The organism is Mesorhizobium loti CJ3sym (assembly GCF_000472785.1).
Lineage (GTDB): Bacteria > Pseudomonadota > Alphaproteobacteria > Rhizobiales > Rhizobiaceae > Mesorhizobium > Mesorhizobium loti_E.
The window spans coordinates 44,587-65,779 of sequence record NZ_KI421462.1 but is presented as its reverse complement, the minus strand read 5'-3'; the positions used below and the strand labels follow the sequence as shown (position 1 = coordinate 65,779).

General features: G+C 60.6%; 18 protein-coding genes and 1 tRNA gene. 4 read left to right on the top strand and 15 right to left on the bottom strand.

All coding sequences use genetic code 11. The features are described 5' to 3' along the window. The first annotated feature begins 16 nt into the window (after positions 1 to 16). Positions 17 to 1,387: an alpha-glucosidase/alpha-galactosidase gene (locus A3A9_RS0136735; RefSeq protein ID WP_027062868.1), complete on the top strand. Its 1,371-nt coding sequence runs from the start codon at positions 17 to 19 to the stop codon at positions 1,385 to 1,387. A gap of 69 nt (positions 1,388 to 1,456) precedes the next feature. Here the strand turns inward: A3A9_RS0136735 and yacG are convergent, their stop codons facing one another. The 9 genes from yacG to A3A9_RS0136690 all read right to left on the bottom strand — a co-directional run bounded on the left by yacG (position 1,457) and on the right by A3A9_RS0136690 (position 7,055). Next, a complete protein-coding gene (gene yacG, locus A3A9_RS0136730) occupies positions 1,457 to 1,654 on the bottom strand; it encodes a DNA gyrase inhibitor YacG (RefSeq protein WP_027062867.1) in 198 nt (65 codons plus the stop codon). Further along, entirely contained in the window at positions 1,651 to 2,277 is a 627-nt protein-coding gene (locus A3A9_RS0136725) for a Maf-like protein (RefSeq protein ID WP_027062866.1), read from the bottom strand. The genes yacG and A3A9_RS0136725 overlap by 4 nt, the downstream gene beginning before the upstream one ends. 23 nt (positions 2,278 to 2,300) lie before the next feature. Then, a complete protein-coding gene (gene infA, locus A3A9_RS0136720; protein ID WP_006200926.1) occupies positions 2,301 to 2,519 on the bottom strand; it encodes a translation initiation factor IF-1 in 219 nt (72 codons plus the stop codon). A gap of 97 nt (positions 2,520 to 2,616) precedes the next feature. After that, positions 2,617 to 3,087 (bottom strand): low molecular weight phosphatase family protein, encoded by a 471-nt coding sequence (locus A3A9_RS0136715; RefSeq protein ID WP_082222412.1) that lies wholly within the window; start codon positions 3,085 to 3,087, stop codon positions 2,617 to 2,619. Next, on the bottom strand, positions 3,075 to 3,554 hold the full coding sequence (locus tag A3A9_RS0136710) for a UPF0262 family protein (protein WP_027062864.1): 480 nt from the start codon (positions 3,552 to 3,554) through the stop codon (positions 3,075 to 3,077). Before A3A9_RS0136710 ends, A3A9_RS0136715 begins: the two co-directional genes overlap by 13 nt. Before the next feature lie 6 nt (positions 3,555 to 3,560). Next, positions 3,561 to 4,853 (bottom strand): histidinol dehydrogenase, encoded by a 1,293-nt coding sequence (hisD, locus tag A3A9_RS0136705; RefSeq protein WP_027062863.1) that lies wholly within the window; start codon positions 4,851 to 4,853, stop codon positions 3,561 to 3,563. A gap of 3 nt (positions 4,854 to 4,856) precedes the next feature. After that, on the bottom strand, positions 4,857 to 5,288 hold the full coding sequence (locus tag A3A9_RS0136700; RefSeq protein WP_027062862.1) for a DUF2948 family protein: 432 nt from the start codon (positions 5,286 to 5,288) through the stop codon (positions 4,857 to 4,859). A 168-nt stretch (positions 5,289 to 5,456) separates the two neighbouring features. Beyond that, on the bottom strand, positions 5,457 to 6,749 hold the full coding sequence (gene murA, locus A3A9_RS0136695; protein ID WP_027062861.1) for a UDP-N-acetylglucosamine 1-carboxyvinyltransferase: 1,293 nt from the start codon (positions 6,747 to 6,749) through the stop codon (positions 5,457 to 5,459). 129 nt (positions 6,750 to 6,878) lie between these two features. After that, positions 6,879 to 7,055, bottom strand: coding sequence for a hypothetical protein (locus A3A9_RS0136690; protein WP_080680930.1), 177 nt, complete (start codon positions 7,053 to 7,055; stop codon positions 6,879 to 6,881). Positions 7,056 to 7,215: 160 nt separating this feature from the next. Between A3A9_RS0136690 and A3A9_RS0136685 the strand changes: the two genes are divergently transcribed. The 3 genes from A3A9_RS0136685 to A3A9_RS42115 all read left to right on the top strand — a co-directional run bounded on the left by A3A9_RS0136685 (position 7,216) and on the right by A3A9_RS42115 (position 10,196). Beyond that, positions 7,216 to 7,290: transfer RNA gene (locus A3A9_RS0136685), tRNA-Thr, on the top strand. A gap of 92 nt (positions 7,291 to 7,382) precedes the next feature. Beyond that, entirely contained in the window at positions 7,383 to 8,957 is a 1,575-nt protein-coding gene (locus A3A9_RS42245; RefSeq protein WP_152536310.1) for a tyrosine-type recombinase/integrase, read from the top strand. Between the two features lie 231 nt (positions 8,958 to 9,188). Next, a complete protein-coding gene (locus A3A9_RS42115) occupies positions 9,189 to 10,196 on the top strand; it encodes a hypothetical protein (RefSeq protein ID WP_152536309.1) in 1,008 nt (335 codons plus the stop codon). A 407-nt stretch (positions 10,197 to 10,603) separates the two neighbouring features. Here A3A9_RS42115 and A3A9_RS0136670 read toward each other — a convergent pair whose 3' ends face one another. From A3A9_RS0136670 to A3A9_RS0136650, 6 genes are read right to left on the bottom strand one after another with little or no spacing between them, the layout of a single operon-like run. Further along, positions 10,604 to 12,661 carry a UvrD-helicase domain-containing protein gene (locus A3A9_RS0136670; protein WP_027062858.1) on the bottom strand — a complete coding sequence of 686 codons (2,058 nt, stop codon included), beginning with the start codon at positions 12,659 to 12,661 and terminating at the stop codon, positions 10,604 to 10,606. Then, positions 12,662 to 13,294: a hypothetical protein gene (locus A3A9_RS0136665; protein ID WP_027062857.1), complete on the bottom strand. Its 633-nt coding sequence runs from the start codon at positions 13,292 to 13,294 to the stop codon at positions 12,662 to 12,664. Between the two features lie 7 nt (positions 13,295 to 13,301). Beyond that, positions 13,302 to 13,613, bottom strand: a complete 312-nt coding sequence (locus A3A9_RS46175) for a DNA methylase (protein ID WP_245279232.1) — start codon at positions 13,611 to 13,613, stop codon at positions 13,302 to 13,304. Continuing rightward, positions 13,610 to 16,231 carry a site-specific DNA-methyltransferase gene (locus A3A9_RS41630; RefSeq protein ID WP_245279231.1) on the bottom strand — a complete coding sequence of 874 codons (2,622 nt, stop codon included), beginning with the start codon at positions 16,229 to 16,231 and terminating at the stop codon, positions 13,610 to 13,612. The genes A3A9_RS46175 and A3A9_RS41630 overlap by 4 nt, the downstream gene beginning before the upstream one ends. Then, the gene (locus A3A9_RS0136655) at positions 16,231 to 18,108 is read right to left on the bottom strand and encodes a GmrSD restriction endonuclease domain-containing protein (protein WP_027062856.1); all 1,878 of its coding nucleotides are present in this window, start codon (positions 18,106 to 18,108) and stop codon (positions 16,231 to 16,233) included. Before A3A9_RS0136655 ends, A3A9_RS41630 begins: the two co-directional genes overlap by 1 nt. Beyond that, complete coding sequence (locus A3A9_RS0136650; RefSeq protein WP_027062855.1) at positions 18,105 to 21,101, bottom strand: BPTD_3080 family restriction endonuclease; 2,997 nt, start codon at positions 21,099 to 21,101, stop codon at positions 18,105 to 18,107. The genes A3A9_RS0136655 and A3A9_RS0136650 overlap by 4 nt, the downstream gene beginning before the upstream one ends. Positions 21,102 to 21,193 lie beyond the last annotated feature (92 nt).

The following is a 21,193-nucleotide window of genomic DNA, read 5'->3' as shown; positions in this document are numbered from 1 at the left end:
TATGCCGGAGGTTAGCATGGCAAGAAATCCCAGAATCGCTTTCATCGGAGCTGGCTCCACCGTCTTCATGAAGAACATCGTCGGCGATGTGCTGCAGCGGCCGGCACTTTCGGGCGCGACGATCGCGCTGATGGACCTCAATCCGCAAAGGCTCGAAGAAAGTGCTGTCGTCGTCGGCAAGCTGGTCTCGACGCTCGGGGTACAGGCAAAGGTGGAGACCTATTCCGACCAGCGCAAGGCACTGGCGGGGGCTGATTTCGTCGTCGTTGCCTTCCAGATCGGCGGCTATGAGCCTTGCACCGTCACCGACTTCGAAGTGCCGAAGAAGTATGGACTGCGCCAGACGATCGCCGACACGCTCGGCGTCGGCGGCATCATGCGGGGCCTGAGGACCGTGCCGCATCTGTGGAAAGTCTGCGAGGACATGCTCGCCGTCTGCCCCCAGGCGATCATGCTGCAATACGTCAACCCGATGGCAATCAACACCTGGGCGATCGCGGAGAAATATCCTGAGATCAGGCAGGTCGGCCTCTGCCATTCGGTGCAGGGCACGGCGATGGAACTGGCGCACGATCTGGATCTTCCTTATGAGGACATCCGCTACCGCTCGGCCGGAATCAACCACATGGCCTTCTATCTGAAATTCGAGCACCGCCAGCCCGACGGCACCTACCGCGACCTCTATCCCGACCTTGTACGCGCCTACCGCGAAGGCCGTGCGCCCAAGCCTGGCTGGAACCCGCGTTGTCCCAACAAGGTGCGCTACGAGATGCTGACCAGGCTGGGCTATTTCGTCACCGAAAGCTCGGAGCATTTCGCCGAATACACGCCCTATTTCATCAAGGAAGGTCGCCCCGATCTGATCGAGAAATACGGCATTCCGCTCGACGAATATCCCAAACGCTGCATCGAGCAGATCGAGCGTTGGAAAGACCAGGCGCAGGCCTACCGCTCGGCCCAGCGCATCGAGGTCGAGGAGTCCAGGGAGTATGCTTCCTCGATCATGAATTCTGTCTGGACCGGCGAACCGTCGGTGATCTACGGCAATGTCCGCAACAATGGCTGCATCACCTCGCTGCCCAGGGATTGCGCTGCCGAAGTGCCGTGCCTCGTCGATGCCTCCGGCATCCAGCCGACCTATATAGGCGACCTGCCGCCGCAACTGACGGCGCTGATCCGCACCAACATCAATGTCCAGGAACTGACGGTGCGGGCGCTGATGAGCGAGAACCGCGAGCACATCTACCATGCGGCGATGATGGATCCGCATACGGCAGCCGAGCTCGATCTCGACCAGATCTGGTCACTGGTCGATGATCTCCTGGCCGCTCACGGTGACTGGCTGCCGGCGTGGGCACGCGTGAGCCGCAAGACCGAGGCGGCCTGACGAATGCATGTCACCCAAAAGTGGGTCCCGGTTCTGGGACGACGACATGCATAAAAACAAAGCTTGGCCTTACTTCGGCTCGTCGGCGTCCGTCTCTTCCTCGTCGTCGCGGGCGGAGATGACATAGGCGCCCTTCAGCCAGCGGTTGAGGTCGATGTCCTTGCAGCGCGTCGAGCAGAACGGAAAGGTGTCGCGCGCCGAGGCCTTGCTGCATTCGGGGCAGGGCCGCTTTGGGCGCAGCGGTGTGACTTTGGGATCGGAATTCATGGCCGCGCGGACAGCCAGCTTTGATGGATCTTGAAGCCTTCGCCCGATAACAGCGCCACGGTCTCATAGAGGGGCAGGCCGACGATGTTGGTGTAGGAACCGACCAGCTTGACGACGAAAGAGCCGGCGATGCCCTGCACGGCATAGCCGCCGGCCTTGCCGCGCCATTCGCCCGAGGCGACATAAGCATCGATCTCCTCGCGTGGCAGCCGCTTGAAACGCACGCGCGTCTCGACCAGCCGCTGGCGCAGCTTGCCGCCGGGCGTGATCAGGCAGATGCCGGAATAGACCCGGTGCGAGCGGCCGGACAACAGCCCGAGGCAGTTGGCGGCGTCATCAAGCGTTTCGGCCTTGGGCAGGATGCGCCGCCCGACCGCGACCACCGTGTCGGCGGCCAGCACGAAGCTTGGCGCGTAGTCCGTCTCGGTCTTAAGCGACGCGAACGCCTTCTCCGCCTTTTCCTTCGACAGCCGTTTGGCCAGCGAGCGCGGATGCTCTGCACGCAGCGGCGTTTCGTCGATATCGGCTGGCAGGATACGGTCCGGCTCAATGCCGGCCTGCTGCAAGAGTTCGATGCGGCGCGGCGAACCCGAGGCAAGCACCAGCTTCTGCAAAAGGCTCATCGCTGTACCGGCTGGCCTTGATCTTACTTGAAACGGTAGGTGATGCGGCCCTTGGTCAGGTCGTATGGCGTCATCTCGACCAGAACCTTGTCGCCGGTCAGCACGCGGATGCGGTTCTTGCGCATGCGACCAGCCGTATGGGCGATGATCTCGTGTTCGTTTTCGAGTTTCACCCTGAACATGGCGTTGGGCAACAATTCCGTCACGACACCCGGAAACTCGAGGACTTCTTCCTTCGGCATTCGATACCTTTGCTTGGATTGCAGTTCCGGCGCCCAGGCGCGCCCAGGCCGGAATTTCGGCGGAACCTATATGATAATCGTCCGCTTGTGAACACGCTTAATCCGTCGCGTTTTTTGCCTCAGGAAGCAAAAAACGTCGGCCTATGCGCAACTTCAGCCGTTCGCGCACGTCGCGATAGGCAGCCATGATCTGCTCGCGCGTGCCGCCGGCGCCGGTCGGGTCCTGTGTCGGCCAGTATTCGACCTCGACGGCGAGCGAGCGGGTGAGCTCCAGCGCAGCATGGTGCGCTTCCGGCGCCAACGTCACGATCAGGTCGAAATAATCGTCCTCGAGATCGTCCAATGTCCTGGGGTGGCGCTCGCCCAGCGTCAGACCCTCCTCGGCAAGCACCGAATCGACGAACGGGTCGCGTTCGCCGGCGCGCACCCCGGCCGAGGCGACGAAAATGGTGGCGGGCAACATCCGGCGCGCCAATTGCTCGGCCATTGGCGAGCGCACGGCGTTCATACCGCACAGGAACAGGATCGAGCGGGGCAGGGCGCCGGGTACCAGGACTAGCCCCGCCAGTGCAGCACGCAGACCAGCGTGAACAGCCGTCGCGCCGTGTCGAAGTCGATGTCGATCTTGCCGGAGAGCCGGTCCATCAGCGTCTGCGACCCTTCATTGTGCAGGCCGCGGCGGCCCATGTCGATGGCCTCGATATGGCTCGGCGTCGACGAGCGGATGGCGTCGTAATAGCTCTCGCAGATCATGTAGTAGTCCTTGACGATGCGCCGCAGCGGCGTCAGCGACAGGATGTGGGTGACCACCGCGGTGCCGTCCTCGCGCGCCACGGCGAAGACCAGACGCTGCTCGGCCAGCGACAGTTTCAGCCGGTAAGGGCCTGTTCCGTTGTCGTTGACGGGCTGAAAATTGTTCTCCTCGATCAGGTCGAAGATCGCCACCGCCCGTTCATGCTCGACATCGGGCGTCGACCGGCCGATGGACTCATCGAGTTCGACATCGATCAGTTTTGAGCGATCGGAGCCCGTCATCTCAGCCTACATATTCAGCCGGATAGCGACGGAGCGGCCATGCGCGTCGAGCCCCTCGGCCGTGGCCAGCGCAATCGCCGCCGGCGCCAGCGCCCGTAGCTGCTCCGGCCCAAGCTTAAGAATTGAGGTACGCTTGACGAAATCAAGCACCGAAAGCCCCGACGAGAAGCGCGCCGAACGTGCGGTCGGCAGCACGTGGTTGGATCCGGCGACATAGTCGCCGATGGCTTCCGGCGTGTGGCGGCCGAGAAAGACGGCACCGGCATTGCGCATTCGCGACAGGAAGCCTTCGGCGTCGTCGATGGCCAGTTCGACATGTTCGGCCGCGATGCGGTCGACCAGCGGCAGCGCGGCTTCGATGGTCGGGACCAAAATCACCGCGCCGAAATCGCGCCAGCTCGCCGACGCCGTCTCGGCACGCGGCAGGCTCTGCAACTGACGCTCGACAGCCTGTTCGACGGCCTTGCCGAAGGTCGGATCGTCGGTGACGAGGATCGACTGTGCCGACGCGTCATGCTCGGCCTGCGCCAGCAGATCGGCGGCGATCCAGTCCGGATCATTGCTGCCATCGGCCACGACGAGCACTTCCGAGGGGCCGGCGATCATGTCGATGCCGACCGTGCCGAACACCTGCCGCTTGGCAGCCGCGACATAGGCATTGCCGGGCCCGACGATCTTGGCGACCGGCTTTATGGTTGCGGTGCCGTAGGCAAGTGCCGCAATGGCCTGCGCCCCGCCGACACGGTAAATCTCGGACACGCCCGCAATGTCTGCCGCCACCAGCACCAGCGGATTGATGATGCCGCCCGGCGCCGGCACGACCATGACGATGCGCTCGACGCCGGCCACCCTGGCCGGCACGGCGTTCATCAGCACCGAACTTGGATAGCTTGCCGTGCCGCCAGGCACATAGAGACCGACCGCCTCGATTGCCGTCCAGCGCCAGCCGAGCTCGACACCGGCGGCATCCGTATAGCGATCGTCCCTGGGACGCTGCCGCTCGTGGTGCGAGCGGATCCGGTCGCGGACGAATTCAAGCGCCTCGATCGTCTGCGGATCGGCGGTTTCGTAGGCAGCTGCAATGTCTTGCTTCGACACGGCAATGCCGAGACCGGCCAAATCGGCCCGATCGAATTTTTGCGTGTAATCGATCAGCGCCGCGTCGCCCTCGGCACGCACGCGCGCGATGATCTGGCGCACCGCGGCGTCGACGTCCTCGGACACTTCCCGCTTGGTCAGGAGGAAAGCGGCGAAACGCTGCTCGAAGTCGGCGTCGGACTGGGCAAGCGTGATGGCCATCGCTCAGCCCTTGTGGATGGGACGTGACGTGGCTTCCCACGCACCGCCTATGTCAGCAAGGCGGGCTTCGATGCACTCGACATCGAGCATGATGGTGCCGCCGCCCGAAAAGATCAGCTCGACGATGCCGGCCGGCTTGCTGATCTCGATGAAGCTGATCGCCAGCAGCGACAGCACTTCGGCCGGCTTGTCGCGCGGAATCCCGTTGGTCTTGGCGCCTAGCACCCGGTCGAAATGCAGTACGGCCTGCCGCCGCTCATTGTGCTGGCGAAACAGGCCCGATTTGGCCTCCCAGACGAAACGGTTCATGGTCAGCACGAAACGCTTGGCCGACGGCAGGTACTCGAGGTCGCTGACTTTCAGCACGGCGTCCTGGACATGAGCCGAAACGATGCTCAGATCCTGGTCGTCGAGTGCGATGAGTTTGAGGGCCATGCGGATTTCGTGCCTAAGGTTGGTTTCAGCCTTCTGTTAGGCGGTCTTTCAGGCCGGTGCAACCGCGACACAACTTCCGCCCGAGGCAATTGCCTCGGGTTTACAGTCCTGGCAGGGGGATAAATGCCGTACGGGCAGTCTTCATCAGAAGCTGCTGCCGTCCGATCGTCAGGCTGAAATACGCTCGATCACTGCGCCGCAATTGGACAGCTTTTCCTCAAGCCGCTCGAAGCCGCGGTCGAGATGGTAGACGCGGTTGACCGTGGTCTCGCCTTCGGCCGCTAGGCCAGCGATGACCAGCGAGACTGAAGCGCGAAGATCGGTGGCCATGACAGGCGCACCTTTCAGCTTGGCCACGCCGTCGACGATCGCCGTCTGCCCCGAAAGCGTGATATGGGCGCCGAGCCGGGCCAGTTCCTGCACATGCATGAAGCGGTTTTCGAAGATCGTTTCGGTGATGCGCGACTTGCCCTTGGCCATGGTCATCAGGCCCATGAACTGCGCCTGCAGATCGGTCGGGAAGGCCGGGAAGGGCGCCGTCGTCACGTCGACCGGCGAAATGCCGGCGCCGTTGCGCCTGACACGGATGCCGGAATTGGTCGGCGTGATCTCGGCGCCTGTCTGCGAAATCACGTCCAGCGCGGTCTGCAGCAGTTCAGGCCGCGCCCCTTCGAGCACGACGTCGCCGCCGGTCATGGCGACCGCCATGGCATAAGTGCCGGTCTCGATGCGGTCGGGGATGACGCGCACGCGGGCGCCCGACAGCGATTCGACACCGTCGATGGTGATGGTTGGCGTGCCGGCACCATAAATCTTCGCACCCATGGCGTTGAGGCATTCGGCGAGGTTGACGATCTCGGGCTCGCAGGCTGCGTTTTCCAGCACCGTCTCGCCCTTGGCCAGCGAGGCCGCCATCACCAGCACGTGGGTGGCGCCGACCGAGACTTTCGGGAAGACGTAGCGGTTACCGACAAGCCGGCCATTCCTGGTCTTGGCAATGACATAGCCGGTATCGACGTCGATGTCGGCGCCCAGCACCTGCAGGCCTTCGAGGAACAGATCCACCGGGCGCGTGCCGATGGCGCAGCCGCCGGGCAGCGATACCTTGGCCTCGCCCATGCGGGCCAGCAGCGGTCCGATGACCCAGAACGACGCCCGCATCTTCGACACCAGCTCGTAAGGCGCCGTGGTGTCGACAATGTTGCGGGCGGAGAAATTGATGGTGCGCGAATAGCCCTCATTCTGCTTCTCGCGGCGGCCATTTACCGAGTAATCGACGCCGTGATTGCCGAGGATGCGGATCAGCTGCTCGACATCGGCCAGATGCGGCACGTTTTCCAGCGTCAGCGTGTCGTCGGTCAAAAGCGAGGCGATCATCAAGGGCAAAGCGGCGTTTTTGGCGCCCGAAATCGGAATGCTTCCGGAGAGCTTGTTGCCCCCGACAATTCTGATGCGATCCATTAGAGAACGTCCCTCTCGGCCAGAAAAGGCCGGTTCAATCGTTTGAGTATCGGCCCGTCTAGACCATTGGCCAATATGGTTCAAGAAATAGGATTTCGCCCACCCCGGTCCAAGAGTGGCCGATTTGAGTTAATCTTTTTGTATTTCCTTTGCCGAGCCGAGCCCGTCGGGCCGCTGGTCGGCTTCACCTGTGCGGCGCGAGCGCGACTGCGCCTTGCGCTTCTGCAAATTGGCGCGCAGCTGCTCGGCGAGCCGGTCCTTGCGGCCCGTGCCGCCCTGTTTTACTGGATTTGTCTTGTCGCTCATCGTCCCGTCCCGGCCGGCGACCGGCCAATCGCCATTCAGGGATAGCCAACATTGTGGCGCCGCCATGTCATTAAAAGCGATCCGGCAAAGGCTTTCACAGAAGCGTTGCGCTTGGCCTTGCGCTTGCCGGTTCGATATGGCAGAAGCCCCGCCATCAGCGGCTGCGGTAGCTCAGTGGTAGAGCACTCCCTTGGTAAGGGAGAGGTCGAGAGTTCAATCCTCTCTCGCAGCACCAGTCTATCCCCTTGAAATCATTGAAGTCATTGACACGCAACGGTTTCTGTCCATTCTGACGTTACAAATGCCGTAACAAAACGGATGGAATTGATGACAGGCCGCGTTCGAAATCTGCTGAATCGGGACGGCCGCTATTTTGCACGCCTTGTCGTCCCGAAAGAGCTTCGCCCGTATATGGACGGCAAGACCGAACTGCGAACACCGCTCGGCCCCGACTACAGAACAGCCCTCAAGACGTTGCCTGGTGCTGTCGCCGCTCTCCAGCACAGGATCGCACTTGGAGAACGCCGGGCTGTCGCGGCAGGCGAACGGTCCATAACTATCGGCCGCTATCCACTTTCTCCACTCCAAATAGCCAGTCGAGATTATCAGGCCCTTCTCGCCTTTGATGCAGAGATTCGGACGCATTATCATCAATATGCGGGGTTTGAGGTTGACTATGAGTATGAGGGCGGGCCCCTCCGTGATGGCTATGCCGGAAAACTGTCTGACGATCAGTTGGAACAGCTTATCGGCGACCGTATCGAACGCTTTAGGTCTCTTGGCAACCACACGGCCGCGAAGGGAAGTGTGGAGTGGCGGCAGATCGCCCAAGCTCTTTGTGTTTCGCGGTATGAGGCCATGGCACGGCGAGGCGAACGAAACGACGGTGATTTCACAGGCAACCCTTCGCACCCCTTGCTAACCGCCGCTCAACCGACCGAGGATGACCGCCAGCCGGTTTCTCTCAAAGGTCTGCTTACTGACTACCTGGATGAGCGGGCCGCCGACGGGAAGGGCCAGGAGGCTCGAAGGCGCTGGACGCCGGTTTTCGCTAACTTGTCCAAGTTCATCCGACATAACGACGCCCGTAAGCTCACCAAGCAGAATCTTCTCGATTGGAAAGATGCGAGCCTGAAAACGCTCGCCAGCAAGACCGTCTCTGACGTGTATTTAGCCTCGGTGCGGACGGTCTTGAAATGGGCGGTCAACAACGATCGACTCGAAACCAACGTGGCGGAAAACGTTCGCATCAAGGTTTCGAAAAAGCAGCACTCGCGCGAAAAAGGCTTTACCCTGGACGAGGCGGTTGAGGTTCTGAAGGTCGCTCGTGATCATCAGCCGAAACACTTTGCCAATCCGCAGACGCGGGAAGCACCGCAGACGACCGCCGCGAAGCGTTGGTCGCCGATCCTTTGCGCGCATACGGGGTCGCGGATCACAGAGATCACTCAGCTTCGAAAACAGGACTTCCGCTATGAAAAAGGTGTGCCGGTGCTTCGGATTGCGCCTGACGCTGGTTCCGTAAAGGCGGGCAATTATCGCGATGTTCCCTTGCATCAGCAACTGGTCGATCTGGGCTTTGTGGAGTTTGTGAACGCGGCAGCCGACGGTCCGCTGTTCTACCCACCCTCCAAGACGAAGGAGGGGACGCTTCCGGCGCGAACAGTGGCCGGCCGAGTAAGTCAGTGGTTGCAGGCAAAGAAGGTCATCCCTGAGGGCGTGAGTCCCAACCATGGTTGGCGCCATCGATTCAAGACGGTCGGTCTTGAGATCGGCGTTGGTGGTCGGACGCTTGACGCGATCCAGGGCCATGCGGGGCGAACAGCCGGCGACGACTATGGGGACGTGACAATCGCGGCGAAGGTGGCTGCGATTGAACGGTTGCCCCGGTATGAATTTTGAACATTGGCATAGTTCCGCACCTAGATGACCACCTCCAAGGCGGAACTTCAGTTGCCGGATTGCTCCAACTGCCGATGGCGTGCCGGTGCGATGATCAGGCACACGCTCAAAAAAATAAACTACCCACTTTCCTGCGATCCCTTCGACAGACCGCTATAGGGCATTTTTAGACGGCTCCGCCTGGGCCGTCAGAAGTGCAGGTATTTCGCCTGCTCCTGAAGGAGATCGATCTTGGACCCAATGAAATTAGCGGAAAGCCTACAAGAGCTTTCCATGGCCAGGAGTCTGATTCCGCCGGAACTGCTTGCGCGCGAGCCCAACCTACTAACCAAAAAGTGGTTCGATTACCGCTTCCTCTCCCCGCTGCAAGCGACCATTGCATTCGGCGTTGCCTACAAACAAGGAATTCGGGCCTACGCCAGCATGCATTTCGATCGCGACTTTGCCCAACGCATGAACGGGGTCAACGTAAGTATGCCGCCGGCCCCTAGTGGCATGTTCACCCAGCTCTGGACTGCTAGGCAGCGAGCCGACGAACTCGGTGTCCCCTACGAGGTTTTCATGGAATTCTCGTTCCATTTTGCTGGACGGAGGCAAAGGCAAATGGCCCCTACGCCGCTGCAACTACATGCCAATTCCAGCACCGCATATGCGTGGCTTATCGAGTTTGAAAAGTTCAAAGCCAACCGGCCACCGTTTGTTTTGTATCCGGCAACAGTCTTGCCTCAATATCGCATTGAGCACGAACGCGGCCTTCCGGCTCAAACGGATTTTCGCGAGTCGTTGACTTCGGCAGTGTGCGCTAATCCACGCAGTTGGTCGGACGTCATCGCGCGCTACCATCTTGCAGAATCGCAGCTTTCAAGGTCAGCCGTTCTGGATCTTGTGCCCGCAGACATTCGTGACCAGGCCGTTGAAAAAGCTGAATTTGAGTATGCCGCTGGGATGTTCGGGAGCAGCACTGCCGTCGCGTTAGACGATACCGAGTTTTTCCAAAGCTGCTTCGGGATGCAGGACGCCCGAGCAGGAGCGAGTGATCAATGTGCAATCTGTCCGCAACGGAAGGAATGCGTCTTTCACACGACCATGGTCGATGTCGTTACGAACCGGGAATTTGGGTCGGTCTCACCTGTGGTCGTCGCTCGCCGTGCGGGAGGTGCGGCCAGAGTCGCAAAACACCGTGCCAAAAAGGCCGCCCTGCTGTCGACCGGAGGATGTATCGCAAAATCAACAGCTTAGTGAGAGTCAGGGATGCATCTGAAATGTAACGCCTGCCTAATCTTTCTTTCTTTCTTCCCTTTCTTATTTCTTTTAGGGAGGCGTTACATGAATGACTGGGATTCTCCGGCTGGGAAAGAATCCAACACGTAGAATCATCTGTCGTTATCCGACGGCACTGTCGTTGATTTGCCTGAATTCTCGAAACGAGCTGCGCGAGGTTGCCTTCGTCGAAGACTTGCTCCGGCCCGGTAAACGCGAGGTTGGTGAAGGGCGACTCGCAGAGCAAGCTCGGGTCCATCGTGCCTTGGCGGTCTGATGCTCGATGATGATGCCTAGGAACACGATCTGAGCGCTGAAGGTCTCGCCGAAACGGCTACACGGTCAAGCCCGATCAAGTGAACGTATGATGGGGGCCGATGCCGCTCCTATTGCGTGAAATCCGCGAGATACTCAGAAGTCGGTGACACGCCGGTAAGCAGCAGATGCTCGCGCGCTCGCGTGCAGGCGACGTAGAGCAGGCGCCGCTCTGTTTCGTAAATATCGTCGAGTTCCGCTTCGTCTGCTGCGTCCGCCACACGCTCATCGAGCGGCAGAATGCCCTCGTCGCAAGCCATCACGACAACAGCACGGAATTCTAGTCCCTTGGCCAGGCTCATGGGCACGGTCACCATCTGGTCGGCGCCAGGCAGCCCGCTGACCGCAGATCTCGCCCGAGCGACAAGTTGTGGCGTGCGGACAAACAGGCCGATCTCCTGGGCGACGATGCCCTCGCCAAGCCAGGCAGCAACCGTGTCGCGAACGGTTTCGGCCTCGGCTGCAACTGTGGCGAGGGACCTGACCTCCGGCGGTGGCCCATCGAAGACCGAGATGATGCCGCGCCGCTCATCCTCCGCGCCGTCGGCATCGCGCAGGATTGTTGGCAAAAGCCGGTCCGCTGCTCGCCGGATCTGTTGCGAGGTGCGGTAGCAGACCTTGAGCGTGTGCGATCGGCCCCGCACGTCCACACCGAGGCTCGCCCAGGAATAGGGATGCTGGAAAATGCGTTGGCCGATGTCGCCCGCCAGAAACAAACCATCCGGCTTGGCGGGCGCCAGGGCGGCGAAGAATCGCAGCTCGGCCGGCGCGAGATCCTGTGCTTCGTCGATGAGGACATAGTCGAATGGCTTGGAGGATCGATGCGCCAGCGCCTCCGCTAGGTTTGTAAACACGTCCGCCCAGGTCGTATAGCGTTCCGCCGCCAAGGCCTCGCGCACGCCTGAGAAAACGGGCCACAGGCGCGCACGTTGGTTCGGGCCGAGCCGGCTCTTCCGGCCCATGCGCTGAACCGTTGAATAGGCATCGGGCGATGTCAGTCCCCAAGCATCGACCACGTTGGTCCATTCGGACAACAGGAAGCGTTCTGAAAAGCCCTTGAGATCCGCCGTCGTGGCGGCGACGCGCAACCTTTCGCGCAATATGGCGTCGGTCGCGATGCGCGGTTTCACGCCATATTCGAGCTGATACATCTGCTCGGCGATCCCCCGGAACGACGAGGTGGTGATCCGGGGAACAATGCCGCCCGTCTCGGGAGCGAGGACCAGAATCTTCTTCGCCATGGCAACCGCCAGTGGCTGAGAAAAACTCGCCAGCAATATTCGTGCGCTTGGGTTCTCGCGGGCGAGCCGGACGGCACGGTGGATCGCCACGATGGTCTTGCCGGTTCCCGCCGAGCCGGCCACCCGCGCCGGACCTGAGAACGAGCGCTCGACCAGCGCGCGTTGCGACGGGTGGAGGAAGACGCCCCATTTCTCCCACGGAAAGGCCAGCGCCTGTTCCAGTTCCTCCTGATCGGCGATCGGGCGGATCCGTCGCAGCGCATCAGGATGCTTGAAGGGATCGGCGACAGCTGGAACGGGTGCCGCCAGTCTGCCGGTGGCGGCATATTCGAGCAATGCTTCGGAGGCCTCGGCCGGGAGATGCCCGGCCAGTGCGAAGAAGCCATCTTCATTGGCGGCGCGAACATCGGCCAGCCAGTCGGCCGGAACGCCGATGGAGAGCAGCGCATCATCGTCCAGCGAGGAAAACAGGCCCGTCGCGTCGACCTGTGCCTCCTTGCTCTTTGCTGGCTCGGGGAAGACGAAATCGAACTTGGCGGGCAGGCCCACATCCTCCACCCGCTCGCGCACCTCGACGATCTGGACCGCGCCGGTTCGCGGATGCGCTTCGATTCGCCGCCGCTCCGCCCAGGCGTAGGCATCGTCGTGGTGGCCGACATAGGCGACGAGGAGGCTGTCGTCGGTCTTGTGCACGATCAGCCGGACATCGCGATTGACGCGCGCCGACCAGAAATTGGGATCTTTGCTCTTGTCGACGCGGTGCAGTTGGAGACCGTTGCCGGTCGGGTCCATTTGCAGGTCGAAGACGCTCGCCTTCACTGCCTTTTGGTCCAGGCCGGACAGGCGGTTGAAGGAGGCCGTGAAGGTGTCAGCGATCAAGAAATTCACTCAGTCTTTCTCCTGATCGCCGAGAATAACCCTAGCAGAAATTAGCTTTCGCTCCGCCAATCTGCTGACGATCGCGTCCTGGTCGCGAACTAACAACGGAACCAAGGCATCGTGCATATCAGGGTGAGAATCGAGCAATTGTAGAGCATCCTGCGCATTCCTTATCTTCAACGCCTGAAGGCTCTCCCGGTCTTTCTCAATTTCGATGCGTTTGAGTTCTGTGTCTAAGCTCGCTTGGGCATCTCGCTCGCTCCGAAGGTGGGCTTCATCGAAGTAAGTCTTCATTCGCCCGATCGAGTTGGCCAAGGTCTCGACGATCTTTCCAATGCCAAGCAGATCGATTCCGCCCGGCGAGGCATATTGAATTCTGCCAACGCTTAGCCGTCTGTAAGACGGAGTTTCGTAACGCGCTCGCTCAAGCATTCTCGCGTTCAGTTGATCGAGAGCGGCCTCAAAAGACAAAACGCCAAACCGCTCTCGCTCGAAAAGGAGATATTCGTCGTCTAGCCAAAATGGCGGCCTAAAGCGATGCAGACGCTCTTGCACCAGCTTGTAATAAAATGACTCAATGGCCCCCAGGACTTCTATGAAGTCTTGCGGCTCCCATCGCCCGTCGATCTCAAGGCTAAGCATGGCGGCCTTACACTCCGAACACCTTCATCACCTCGTCGCCGAAGTGGTTGATGACCTTCACCGCGATCCGCCCGCCCGCCGGCCGCCCAAACGGGCGCGAGGTATCGGAATAGAGAGTCGCCCAGGCATCCTCGTTGATCTCGGCCTGGAGTGCGGTCTTGAGGCTCTTGTAGGGGTCGTTCGCGCCGAGGAAATAGGCGTGGCGAACGAAGAAGCTTTCTTCGTTATAGTCGGTATCGATGAACCAGGCGGCGATGCCCTTGGTGTCGCTCGATCGAATGTCGCCGGTGTTGGGATCGAACACATCGACGCCGTTCACCTTGACCCGGATTTCAGGGCCGCCGTCGTCGAGGATTTCAAGGTCTGCTCGCCGAACACCACGAACATGTTGCCACGCCCCGTGTTCTTCAGCTCTTCCGACATGTGCATGTCGGGGTTGATGCGCGCTTTAAGAATGGTGAGGCTACCAAGGCTCGCCAGCTCGGACGAATGCGCGTCGAAGTTGAAGGCGCACGCGATCAGCACATCGAAGCGCGCGTCGACCGCCTCGCGCGCCGCCGCCACGATATCCTGCCGACCGACGGTGCCATATTCTGGGCCTATCAGGATCGCGGCACGGCGCTCGGGACCATTGTCGCCTTCGATAAAGGTGCCGCTCGCGCCGATGAAATTGCCTGGCCACGGCGTCAAGCTTTCGAAGGTGATGCGGTCGCCCCTAGCCTGCTGCTTCACGCCCTCGGCCTTAAGATAGTCGATCACGATCGCCGAGAAGTCCTGCCCCGCCAGGTCGGCATCGGCAGGCGAGCGCTGGCCCTCACCGGCATTGATCTCATCAATCAGTTCCTCCTCGCTCGCGGGCAGCACGCGGTGCGGCGAAAGACTCTCGACCGTGAACGGCCCGGCGACGCGGACACGAGCATTGTCGGGGTAGGGCTTGTCGTAAAGATATTCGACATCGGCGCGCGCAGCGATGCTGGCGTCGATTTCGCGCTGGCGGGCGATACGTTCTTCCCACCACGACTTATGGACGGCTGCGATGTTGCCTGACCAGGAAGGGTCAGCGTCGAGCGGGATTTCCCATTCTTCCCAATTCTTCTTTGCGAGCAGGTTCAACTCGGCCCGCCTAAGCTCCAGAACGGCCTGCCATTTCTCCCAGATGTCGTCGATCAGCGGGTTGTTGGCGATCGACTTGAGCGTGATGTGCGGCACGCGCTCATAGACAAAGCCCTGGCGGATATCGTTGTGGACGGGCGTATCTACCGGCGGTCGCTGGGTGAGCGCGGCTTCCCTGGCGCGGCCTTCGCGGCTGTCGGCGAGCAGATACCAGGGGTAGCGCGCCGCCATGAGGCGCGTGCGCGCAAGCGCCAGCGCGACGCGGCTCGTGTCCATTGTGATCCAGCGCCGGCCCCACTGTTCGGCGACATAGGCCGTGGTGCCCGAGCCGCAGGTGGGATCGAGCACGAGATCGCCCGGATCGGTGGCCATCAGTATGCAGCGTTCGATAACCCCGTCCTGTGTTTGAACAATGTAGATACGCTCATTGGCTTTACCTGACGTGTCAGTCCAAGCGTTTGTCAATCGACGCTTTGGCCAGTCCTTGTGGTAGCGTTTATACCAGGGTCGTCCACCCCGAACCTCAAGCCTGCCGGCCAATGAAAGGCGGTTGACACCAATTTCAGTCGTCTTCCAATGTGAGTTGCCACGTGGGCGATACGCCTCCCGTCTAAAAGAGAGCTCGAAAGGGTTCTTCGCTGCACCAGCCGAAAACATATCCGTAAGCTGATAGACACTGGATGAAGTTCTCAGACCCGTAGGGTCCGCTTTTTCGGATGGCGTCAAAGGCCGGTCTATATCATTCTCCGTAACACCCCAAGAACCTCCTTTGGTCTCGCTAGTCCATTCCTTTAGGGGTTTTTCGTTGTATACACTTCTAACCTTTATTCTGTCTATATCAAAACAATACCATATTACATAATATAGATTATTGTCTAATGTTGCACTTGGTGTAGTTGTTTTGAATACAGATATCAGCGAGACCGCACAGTTCTCCCCGAACACCTCATCCATCACCGCCCGCACGCGGTGCACGTTCTCGTCGCCGATCTGCACGAAGATCGACCCGCTTTCCGTGAGCATGTCGCGCATCACGGTCAGACGGTCGCGCAGATAGGTCAGGTAGGAATGGATGCCGTCCTTCCAGGTGTCGCGGAACGCCTTCACCTGCTCGGGCTCTCGCGATATGTCCTTCTGCTTGTCCGTGACATCACGCGACTGCGTCGAGACCTGCCAGTTCGAGTTGAATTTGATGCCATATGGCGGGTCGAAATAGATGCATTGCACCTTGCCGCGCAGGCTCTCGCGCTCGGCTAGGCTCGCCATCACCTGAAGGCTGTCGCCCAGGACCATGCGGTTCGACCAATGTTGGTCGTGCTGGTAGAATTCGGCGCGTTGATCGGGCTCGATACCGTTGAAGTCGGCGAACAGGTCAGGAGCGTCGGTCTGTGCCTCGCGCTTGTCGGCCGTGCGGCGCTTCAAATCGTCGATGATCGCCTTGGGGTGAATCTTCTCTTGGATGTAGAGCGGCGGCACGTTGACTACGAGGTCGGACCAGTCCTGCCGGTCTTTGCCGCGCCACACCAGTTGCGCGTCGGATAGCGTGAGCGTTCCGGTCTCGGCCAGCTCGGCCATCTGCGCGTCGGTGATCGTGATGCGCGCCCCATTCCAGATTAGCTCAGGCACGCTCGGCTCCTCTTTGGTGCGCCCCTCGCCTGCAGCCAATGGCCGGGCGCGCGGATAATGTTTCGGTGGCATCGGCGACTGATCTTCATCCCGGCGGAAAAAGCTCTCCATCTCCGCTGTCGGGATGTTTTTCCGCGTCGCCGCATCGTGTTTCAGCGCGTCAATCTGCTTCGAGGAGGATTTGGGCGGACGGGCCATCAGGCGGGAACCTCTTCGCTCTCGGCTGCTTCCATCAACTCGGCCTCGTGCTCCTCCTCGCCATAGCTGTCATCCGGATCGGGCGGCGCCACGTCTTCGCGGACGGCAGGCTTGCCCATAGCGGTCTCGATAAGAGCCAGCAAGCGCGCCCGCCGGTCGTCAAAGAATGCTTGGAAAGAGTCCGCTGCCAGGAGCGACACGTCGATCTCATGTGATTTGAGGATCGACCGCAAGCGATCGGCGGGGATCGGCGGGTTCTGGTCGTTTCCTTTTTCGATGCGCGCCAGATAGGCGGCAGGCGCCACCCCGCCGATCATGCGGTTCGTCCGCGCAGACAGCGGCGTCTTGTTGACGGCGCTGTTGTAGACTTCCGGCTTGATCTTCTGCACCTTGCACCACGCTTCGGGGAAGATGTGGTGAATGTCGACGCTTTCGTCGAAAAAAACCATCTGATCGAAGGGTTGCCCGGACCGGAAATCCTCGGCTCCGGTCTGCATGAGCAAGGCATGCACGCCCTTGTAGGCGGCGGAAAGCCGGGTGCGCAATGTGCGCAGACGTTCCTCGCGGAAATCAGCACGTTCGATCGTTTGCGGTAACGGGCCGCCAGTCAGCCAGCGGCCGAAATCTCGGATATCGAGGGCGAAGCGCGACTCCACCGCCGAACCGTAGAGCTCGCCGAAGACACCGCACCAATACCACTGCGACAAACTTTTCCGGGTGACGTCATTCTCCCAATTGTCACCGAGTTGGGCGAGGATCGCAGCCAGGGGCACGAGCTGCGTCTGATACGGAAGATCGCGCGCGCGGAAAATCTTCAGCCAATGAAGGAACTTGGCGGCCGTCAGGTAACCCCGCTCAACCTGGTCGGCATATTGCCGATACGCCGACAGAGGCAGTTGTAGCAGGCTGTTGCGATTGGCACTGATTGCAGGCGGCTCCTTGCCCGCTCCTTCGGCCGTATCGCGAAGTCCTTTCGTATGCAGAAGCGAAATGGCCTGAAGGAACTCGACAGGTTCGACATTAGAGAGCACGGAGTGCTTCACCAATCTGTCGCGTCGCGCCCTCCAGTCATCGCGCAGGCGAAATTCCTCCTTCTCTCCAGCATACATGGCGGTAACGAGTTCAAAGGCGTCGAGCGCCTTGCCGCCAGTGTTGACCTTCTCGAACACCAGACATACAGCCGCGCGACTCGTTTCCTTGCCGAGCGTGATCACCGGCAGATGGTATTCGGCGAAGTTGTTGACGATCTGCTTGGAGAACTCGTTGATGAGATTCATGTGCTCCTGGCGGGCCTCCATATCCTGAAAGGCCCAAGTAAGTGCCTTCTGCGTCCAGATATGCGCGTCGAACATGCGATCAATCGGAAAGTGGAGCGCTGCGAACTCCTTGTCCTCCGACGAAAGATCGAGCGCTATGTCTCGTCCGAAATTCTCGCGCACAACGCGGTCCTCAGGGACGGGCAGGATCGCATCCCGCCGGGCGATGTTGGGATTGAGTGCGTCTCGAATGCTGAAATAGAAATGCAGCTTCGCGGGTCGATTCTTCGCGGTTTGGGTCAGCACCGGACTGCGCGACGATGTGGACTGATAAAGCGAGGTCATGCGCTGCTGCCCGTCGAGCAGATAGGCTTCCAGCTTTTTTTGCGGCGCGGGTGCGCCTTCGACGGGACGGACGGCAAAGGCAACTTCACCGGAGGCGTCAAGCGTCATGAGCGCTCCTACCGGAAATCCTTCCGAGATCGACGCCAGCAGATCGATGATCCGATCCTGGTCCCAAACCCAACCGCGCTGGAAATCGGGAAGCTGTAACTTGCCCTCATGGCAGTCCCGCATCAGATCCTTGAGCGAGACCGGGTGGGTCTTGAACGACGTCGTCACTTGCTATCTCCCATCAGTCTCTCGACCAAGGCTGCGAAGTCCTGGTCCATTACTGTCCAGTCCCGAAATTCCTGGAAACCCCAGCGGCCGAAGCCGCCCAGTGCATTCACCCCACTCACCCACAGGTCGCGGGTCGTCTGTGCCTTCGCTTTATCAGTCTCGTCGCGAATGCCCTTCACTTCGAGCACGAGATTGAGCGGCGCCTCGCCGCCATCATCAAGCCTGACAAGGAAGTCGGGCAGATAGCGCCGCAGAACCCCGCCATCGAGATAGGGTATCTCGAACCCCAGCGCCTGGTTCTTGGCATAGGCGATCACACGCGGATGCCCTTCCAGCGTCAGGGCAAGCTGCTCTTCCCAAGTCGAATCAAGGACGACATGACTTATGTGGCTCTTTGGCGGGCGCGCGCCGGTCGCCCAGCATTTCTTGGACGTGATGAAGTTGACGTGGCGCGTGGAACCCTTCGGATTGTAGGGATCGAGGACGGCGAGGATGTGACCATCGCCACCACGCGTCAGCGCGATGTCGATCTTCTCCGCCGCACGGGCCAGCTGGTCCTGATAGAGGATCGCGCCAACCGGCACGCCTTTGGTGACCAGATAGCCCTCATCGAGCCAGCGACGCGCGAGACGTTGAATCTGCGGGAAGAGGTGCTGTTTGGGAAAGCCCTCGTCATCGCGGAAATGGGCGTAGAGCAGATGCTTGGCGAGATTGAAGCTGATCTCCGAGGGCCGCAGCCGTTCCAACACTTGGGGCGTGATCGTGACACCGGCGCCGACGATCCCCTCCATGACGACGGACGTGGGGCCGATGTCGGCGGGCGTGATCTCCAGCCGACTGTCCTCGCTGAATACGGCTTCCAGCTTTTCGGACGGCAGGTCGCGGCGGTAGCCACTGACGCGCGGAAAGACGATCTCCAGCTCGCCCCGCTCCTTGATCGCGTGAACGCGCGTGACCGGCTTTGGCTTGGTCGCCTTTGCCTCTTGCGGTGAGGATGCAAAGTCGAACGGAATTCCCATGATGTCGGCATACTCGACATCGAACAGGCCAGTCTCCGGATTGAGGTCATAGGATTGGCGGCGCAGGCCGCGGCCGACCACCTGTTCGCACAAGAGCTGGGTGCCGAAAGCGCGAACGCCGAGGATGTGTGTGACAGTGTTTGTGTCCCACCCTTCGGTAAGCATCGACACCGAGACGACGCAACGAATCTGTTCGCCGAGCCGGCCTTCACGACCGACGGTGTTCATCACTTCTCGCAGCAGCTCACTCTCGGTCGCTTCGCCTTGCGCACTTGCGGCGCCGACGCGGGCGGCAAGCTCACGCTTGAATTGCTCGATCTCCGGGCCGGCGGCGTCGCGGAACCCCTTGTCCAGCGCGTCGCCGGATTCGATCTGGCGGGAGTCGATCAACAGCGTGCGCGGGCGGGCAAGGCGGGCGCCCTGGTCGTCATAATTTCGGAACAACTCGAGATGCCCAGCATGGAAGGCGGCGCGCTCGCCCTCCTCGACATCGCCACGCTCGAAGCCGGCGATCCATTCGAACACCAGCTTGGAGATCGCGGTGTTCTGGCACACCACGATGAACACTGGCGGCACTCCGATCCCGGCGCGCTGCCAGCGCTCGAACTCACCCTCATAATGGCTGTAGAGCGCGTTCAGCGCTGTCTTCAGCATGTTGGGCAGGTCGAACGGGCTGAGCTTGCTTGCGCCGGCAGCGGTCTTCGGTAGGTCCTTGCCGATATGCTTCCACAGGTCGCGGTAGACCACCGTATCGGTCTGAACCAGGTTGTCGGTTACGGGCACCCTCGGCAGCTTGACGATGCCGCTCTCGATTGCGTCCATCAGGCTGAAATCAGACACCACCCAAGGGAAGAGATAACCTTCAGGATAGCCCGAGCCGCGAAGGAAGAAGGGGGTGGCTGACAGGTCGTAGACCCCGCGAACGCCCTTCGAGAGTTTGCGCCCCAGGGATTCGATGCCGTTAATCCAGAGCCGCGCGGCCTCTTCGTTCTCGGCTGCCTCCTTCTTGTCATCGCCGGTCAGTGCACCTTCGACATTGTCTCCGACCTTGTGCCGGTAGCAATGGTGCGCCTCGTCATTGATCACATTGACACGGTCATAGTTGAGCAGCTTGCCACAGGCTCGTTCCAGCATCTCCGCGTCGGTTTCGGTGGTCTTGAGCGGCTCGGGCGCATTGCCTTGCAGGAAGCTGCGCGCGACCTTGGGCAAGGCGAGCGTCTCGCGGTGCTGGAAGGCATGGTAGTTGGTGATCACGATCTCAGCGCGGCGGATCTCCGGTAGCATTTCCGGCGGCACGATCTCGCGGGTCTCGTAGTAATTGTCCGGCTCGCTAGGCAGCAGCACACGGAGTCGGTCGCGGATGGTGATGCCCGGAGTGATGATCAGGAAGGCGCGGGAGAAATCCTTCGAATCCTTCCGAGCCGCATTCACCGCCTGCCAGGCGATCAGCATGGCCATCACGGTCGTCTTGCCGCTGCCCGTCGCCATCTTCATGGCAAGACGGAAGAGCGCCGGGTTGGCCTCCTCATTGGCTTTGGCGATCTGATCCAGGAGTCCCTTCGACGCAGCCCGCTTCGGAGCGACCTCGGTCAGCCAGATGATCGTCTCGACGGCTTCAAGCTGGCAAAAGAATGGTATCGGCCCATTGAATTTATGATGGCGCCAATGCTCAAGCAGCCGTTGCGTCGTTCCCGTGACACCCCAGTCGGCGGGGTTGCGAAGCACACGCCACCTGTCGAGATAGCCGCGGATCTCGTTGATCAGCGCGTTCTCGGTGTAGCTTTCTAGGTCGAGCGACGCCTGACCGGCTGACGCTTTTTTTCGCGAGGCCGGAACAGGAACGATGAAGCGGGAAGGACGACGCCCGTGCCTCGGCTCACTGCTAAGCGGTTGGCCATTCTTGTCGAGGGGGTGGTGCAATTCCGGCGCGCGATAAGGCGAGTTCAGAATCGGCCGCTCGTAGAAGCTGTTCAATGGTTCACCCGCCCCCCTGCAAGTCATACTCAGTTCGAGTATCTACAACAATTCTTTGCTGGCCAAGATCCGCTCGCAAGGCAATCCCGAGT

What these genes read in the sequence shown, in the direction of transcription:
- A3A9_RS0136735 (WP_027062868.1), top strand. Translation starts at nt 17, where the DNA reads ATGGCAAGAAATCCCAGAATCGCTTTCATCGGAGCTGGCTCCACCGTC.
- yacG (WP_027062867.1), bottom strand. Translation starts at nt 1,654, where the DNA reads ATGAATTCCGATCCCAAAGTCACACCGCTGCGCCCAAAGCGGCCCTGC.
- A3A9_RS0136725 (WP_027062866.1), bottom strand. Translation starts at nt 2,277, where the DNA reads ATGAGCCTTTTGCAGAAGCTGGTGCTTGCCTCGGGTTCGCCGCGCCGC.
- infA (WP_006200926.1), bottom strand. Translation starts at nt 2,519, where the DNA reads ATGCCGAAGGAAGAAGTCCTCGAGTTTCCGGGTGTCGTGACGGAATTG.
- A3A9_RS0136710 (WP_027062864.1), bottom strand. Translation starts at nt 3,554, where the DNA reads ATGACGGGCTCCGATCGCTCAAAACTGATCGATGTCGAACTCGATGAG.
- hisD (WP_027062863.1), bottom strand. Translation starts at nt 4,853, where the DNA reads ATGGCCATCACGCTTGCCCAGTCCGACGCCGACTTCGAGCAGCGTTTC.
- A3A9_RS0136700 (WP_027062862.1), bottom strand. Translation starts at nt 5,288, where the DNA reads ATGGCCCTCAAACTCATCGCACTCGACGACCAGGATCTGAGCATCGTT.
- murA (WP_027062861.1), bottom strand. Translation starts at nt 6,749, where the DNA reads ATGGATCGCATCAGAATTGTCGGGGGCAACAAGCTCTCCGGAAGCATT.
- A3A9_RS0136690 (WP_080680930.1), bottom strand. Translation starts at nt 7,055, where the DNA reads ATGAGCGACAAGACAAATCCAGTAAAACAGGGCGGCACGGGCCGCAAG.
- A3A9_RS42245 (WP_152536310.1), top strand. Translation starts at nt 7,383, where the DNA reads ATGACAGGCCGCGTTCGAAATCTGCTGAATCGGGACGGCCGCTATTTT.
- A3A9_RS0136665 (WP_027062857.1), bottom strand. Translation starts at nt 13,294, where the DNA reads ATGCTTAGCCTTGAGATCGACGGGCGATGGGAGCCGCAAGACTTCATA.
- A3A9_RS41630 (WP_245279231.1), bottom strand. Translation starts at nt 16,231, where the DNA reads ATGGCCCGTCCGCCCAAATCCTCCTCGAAGCAGATTGACGCGCTGAAA.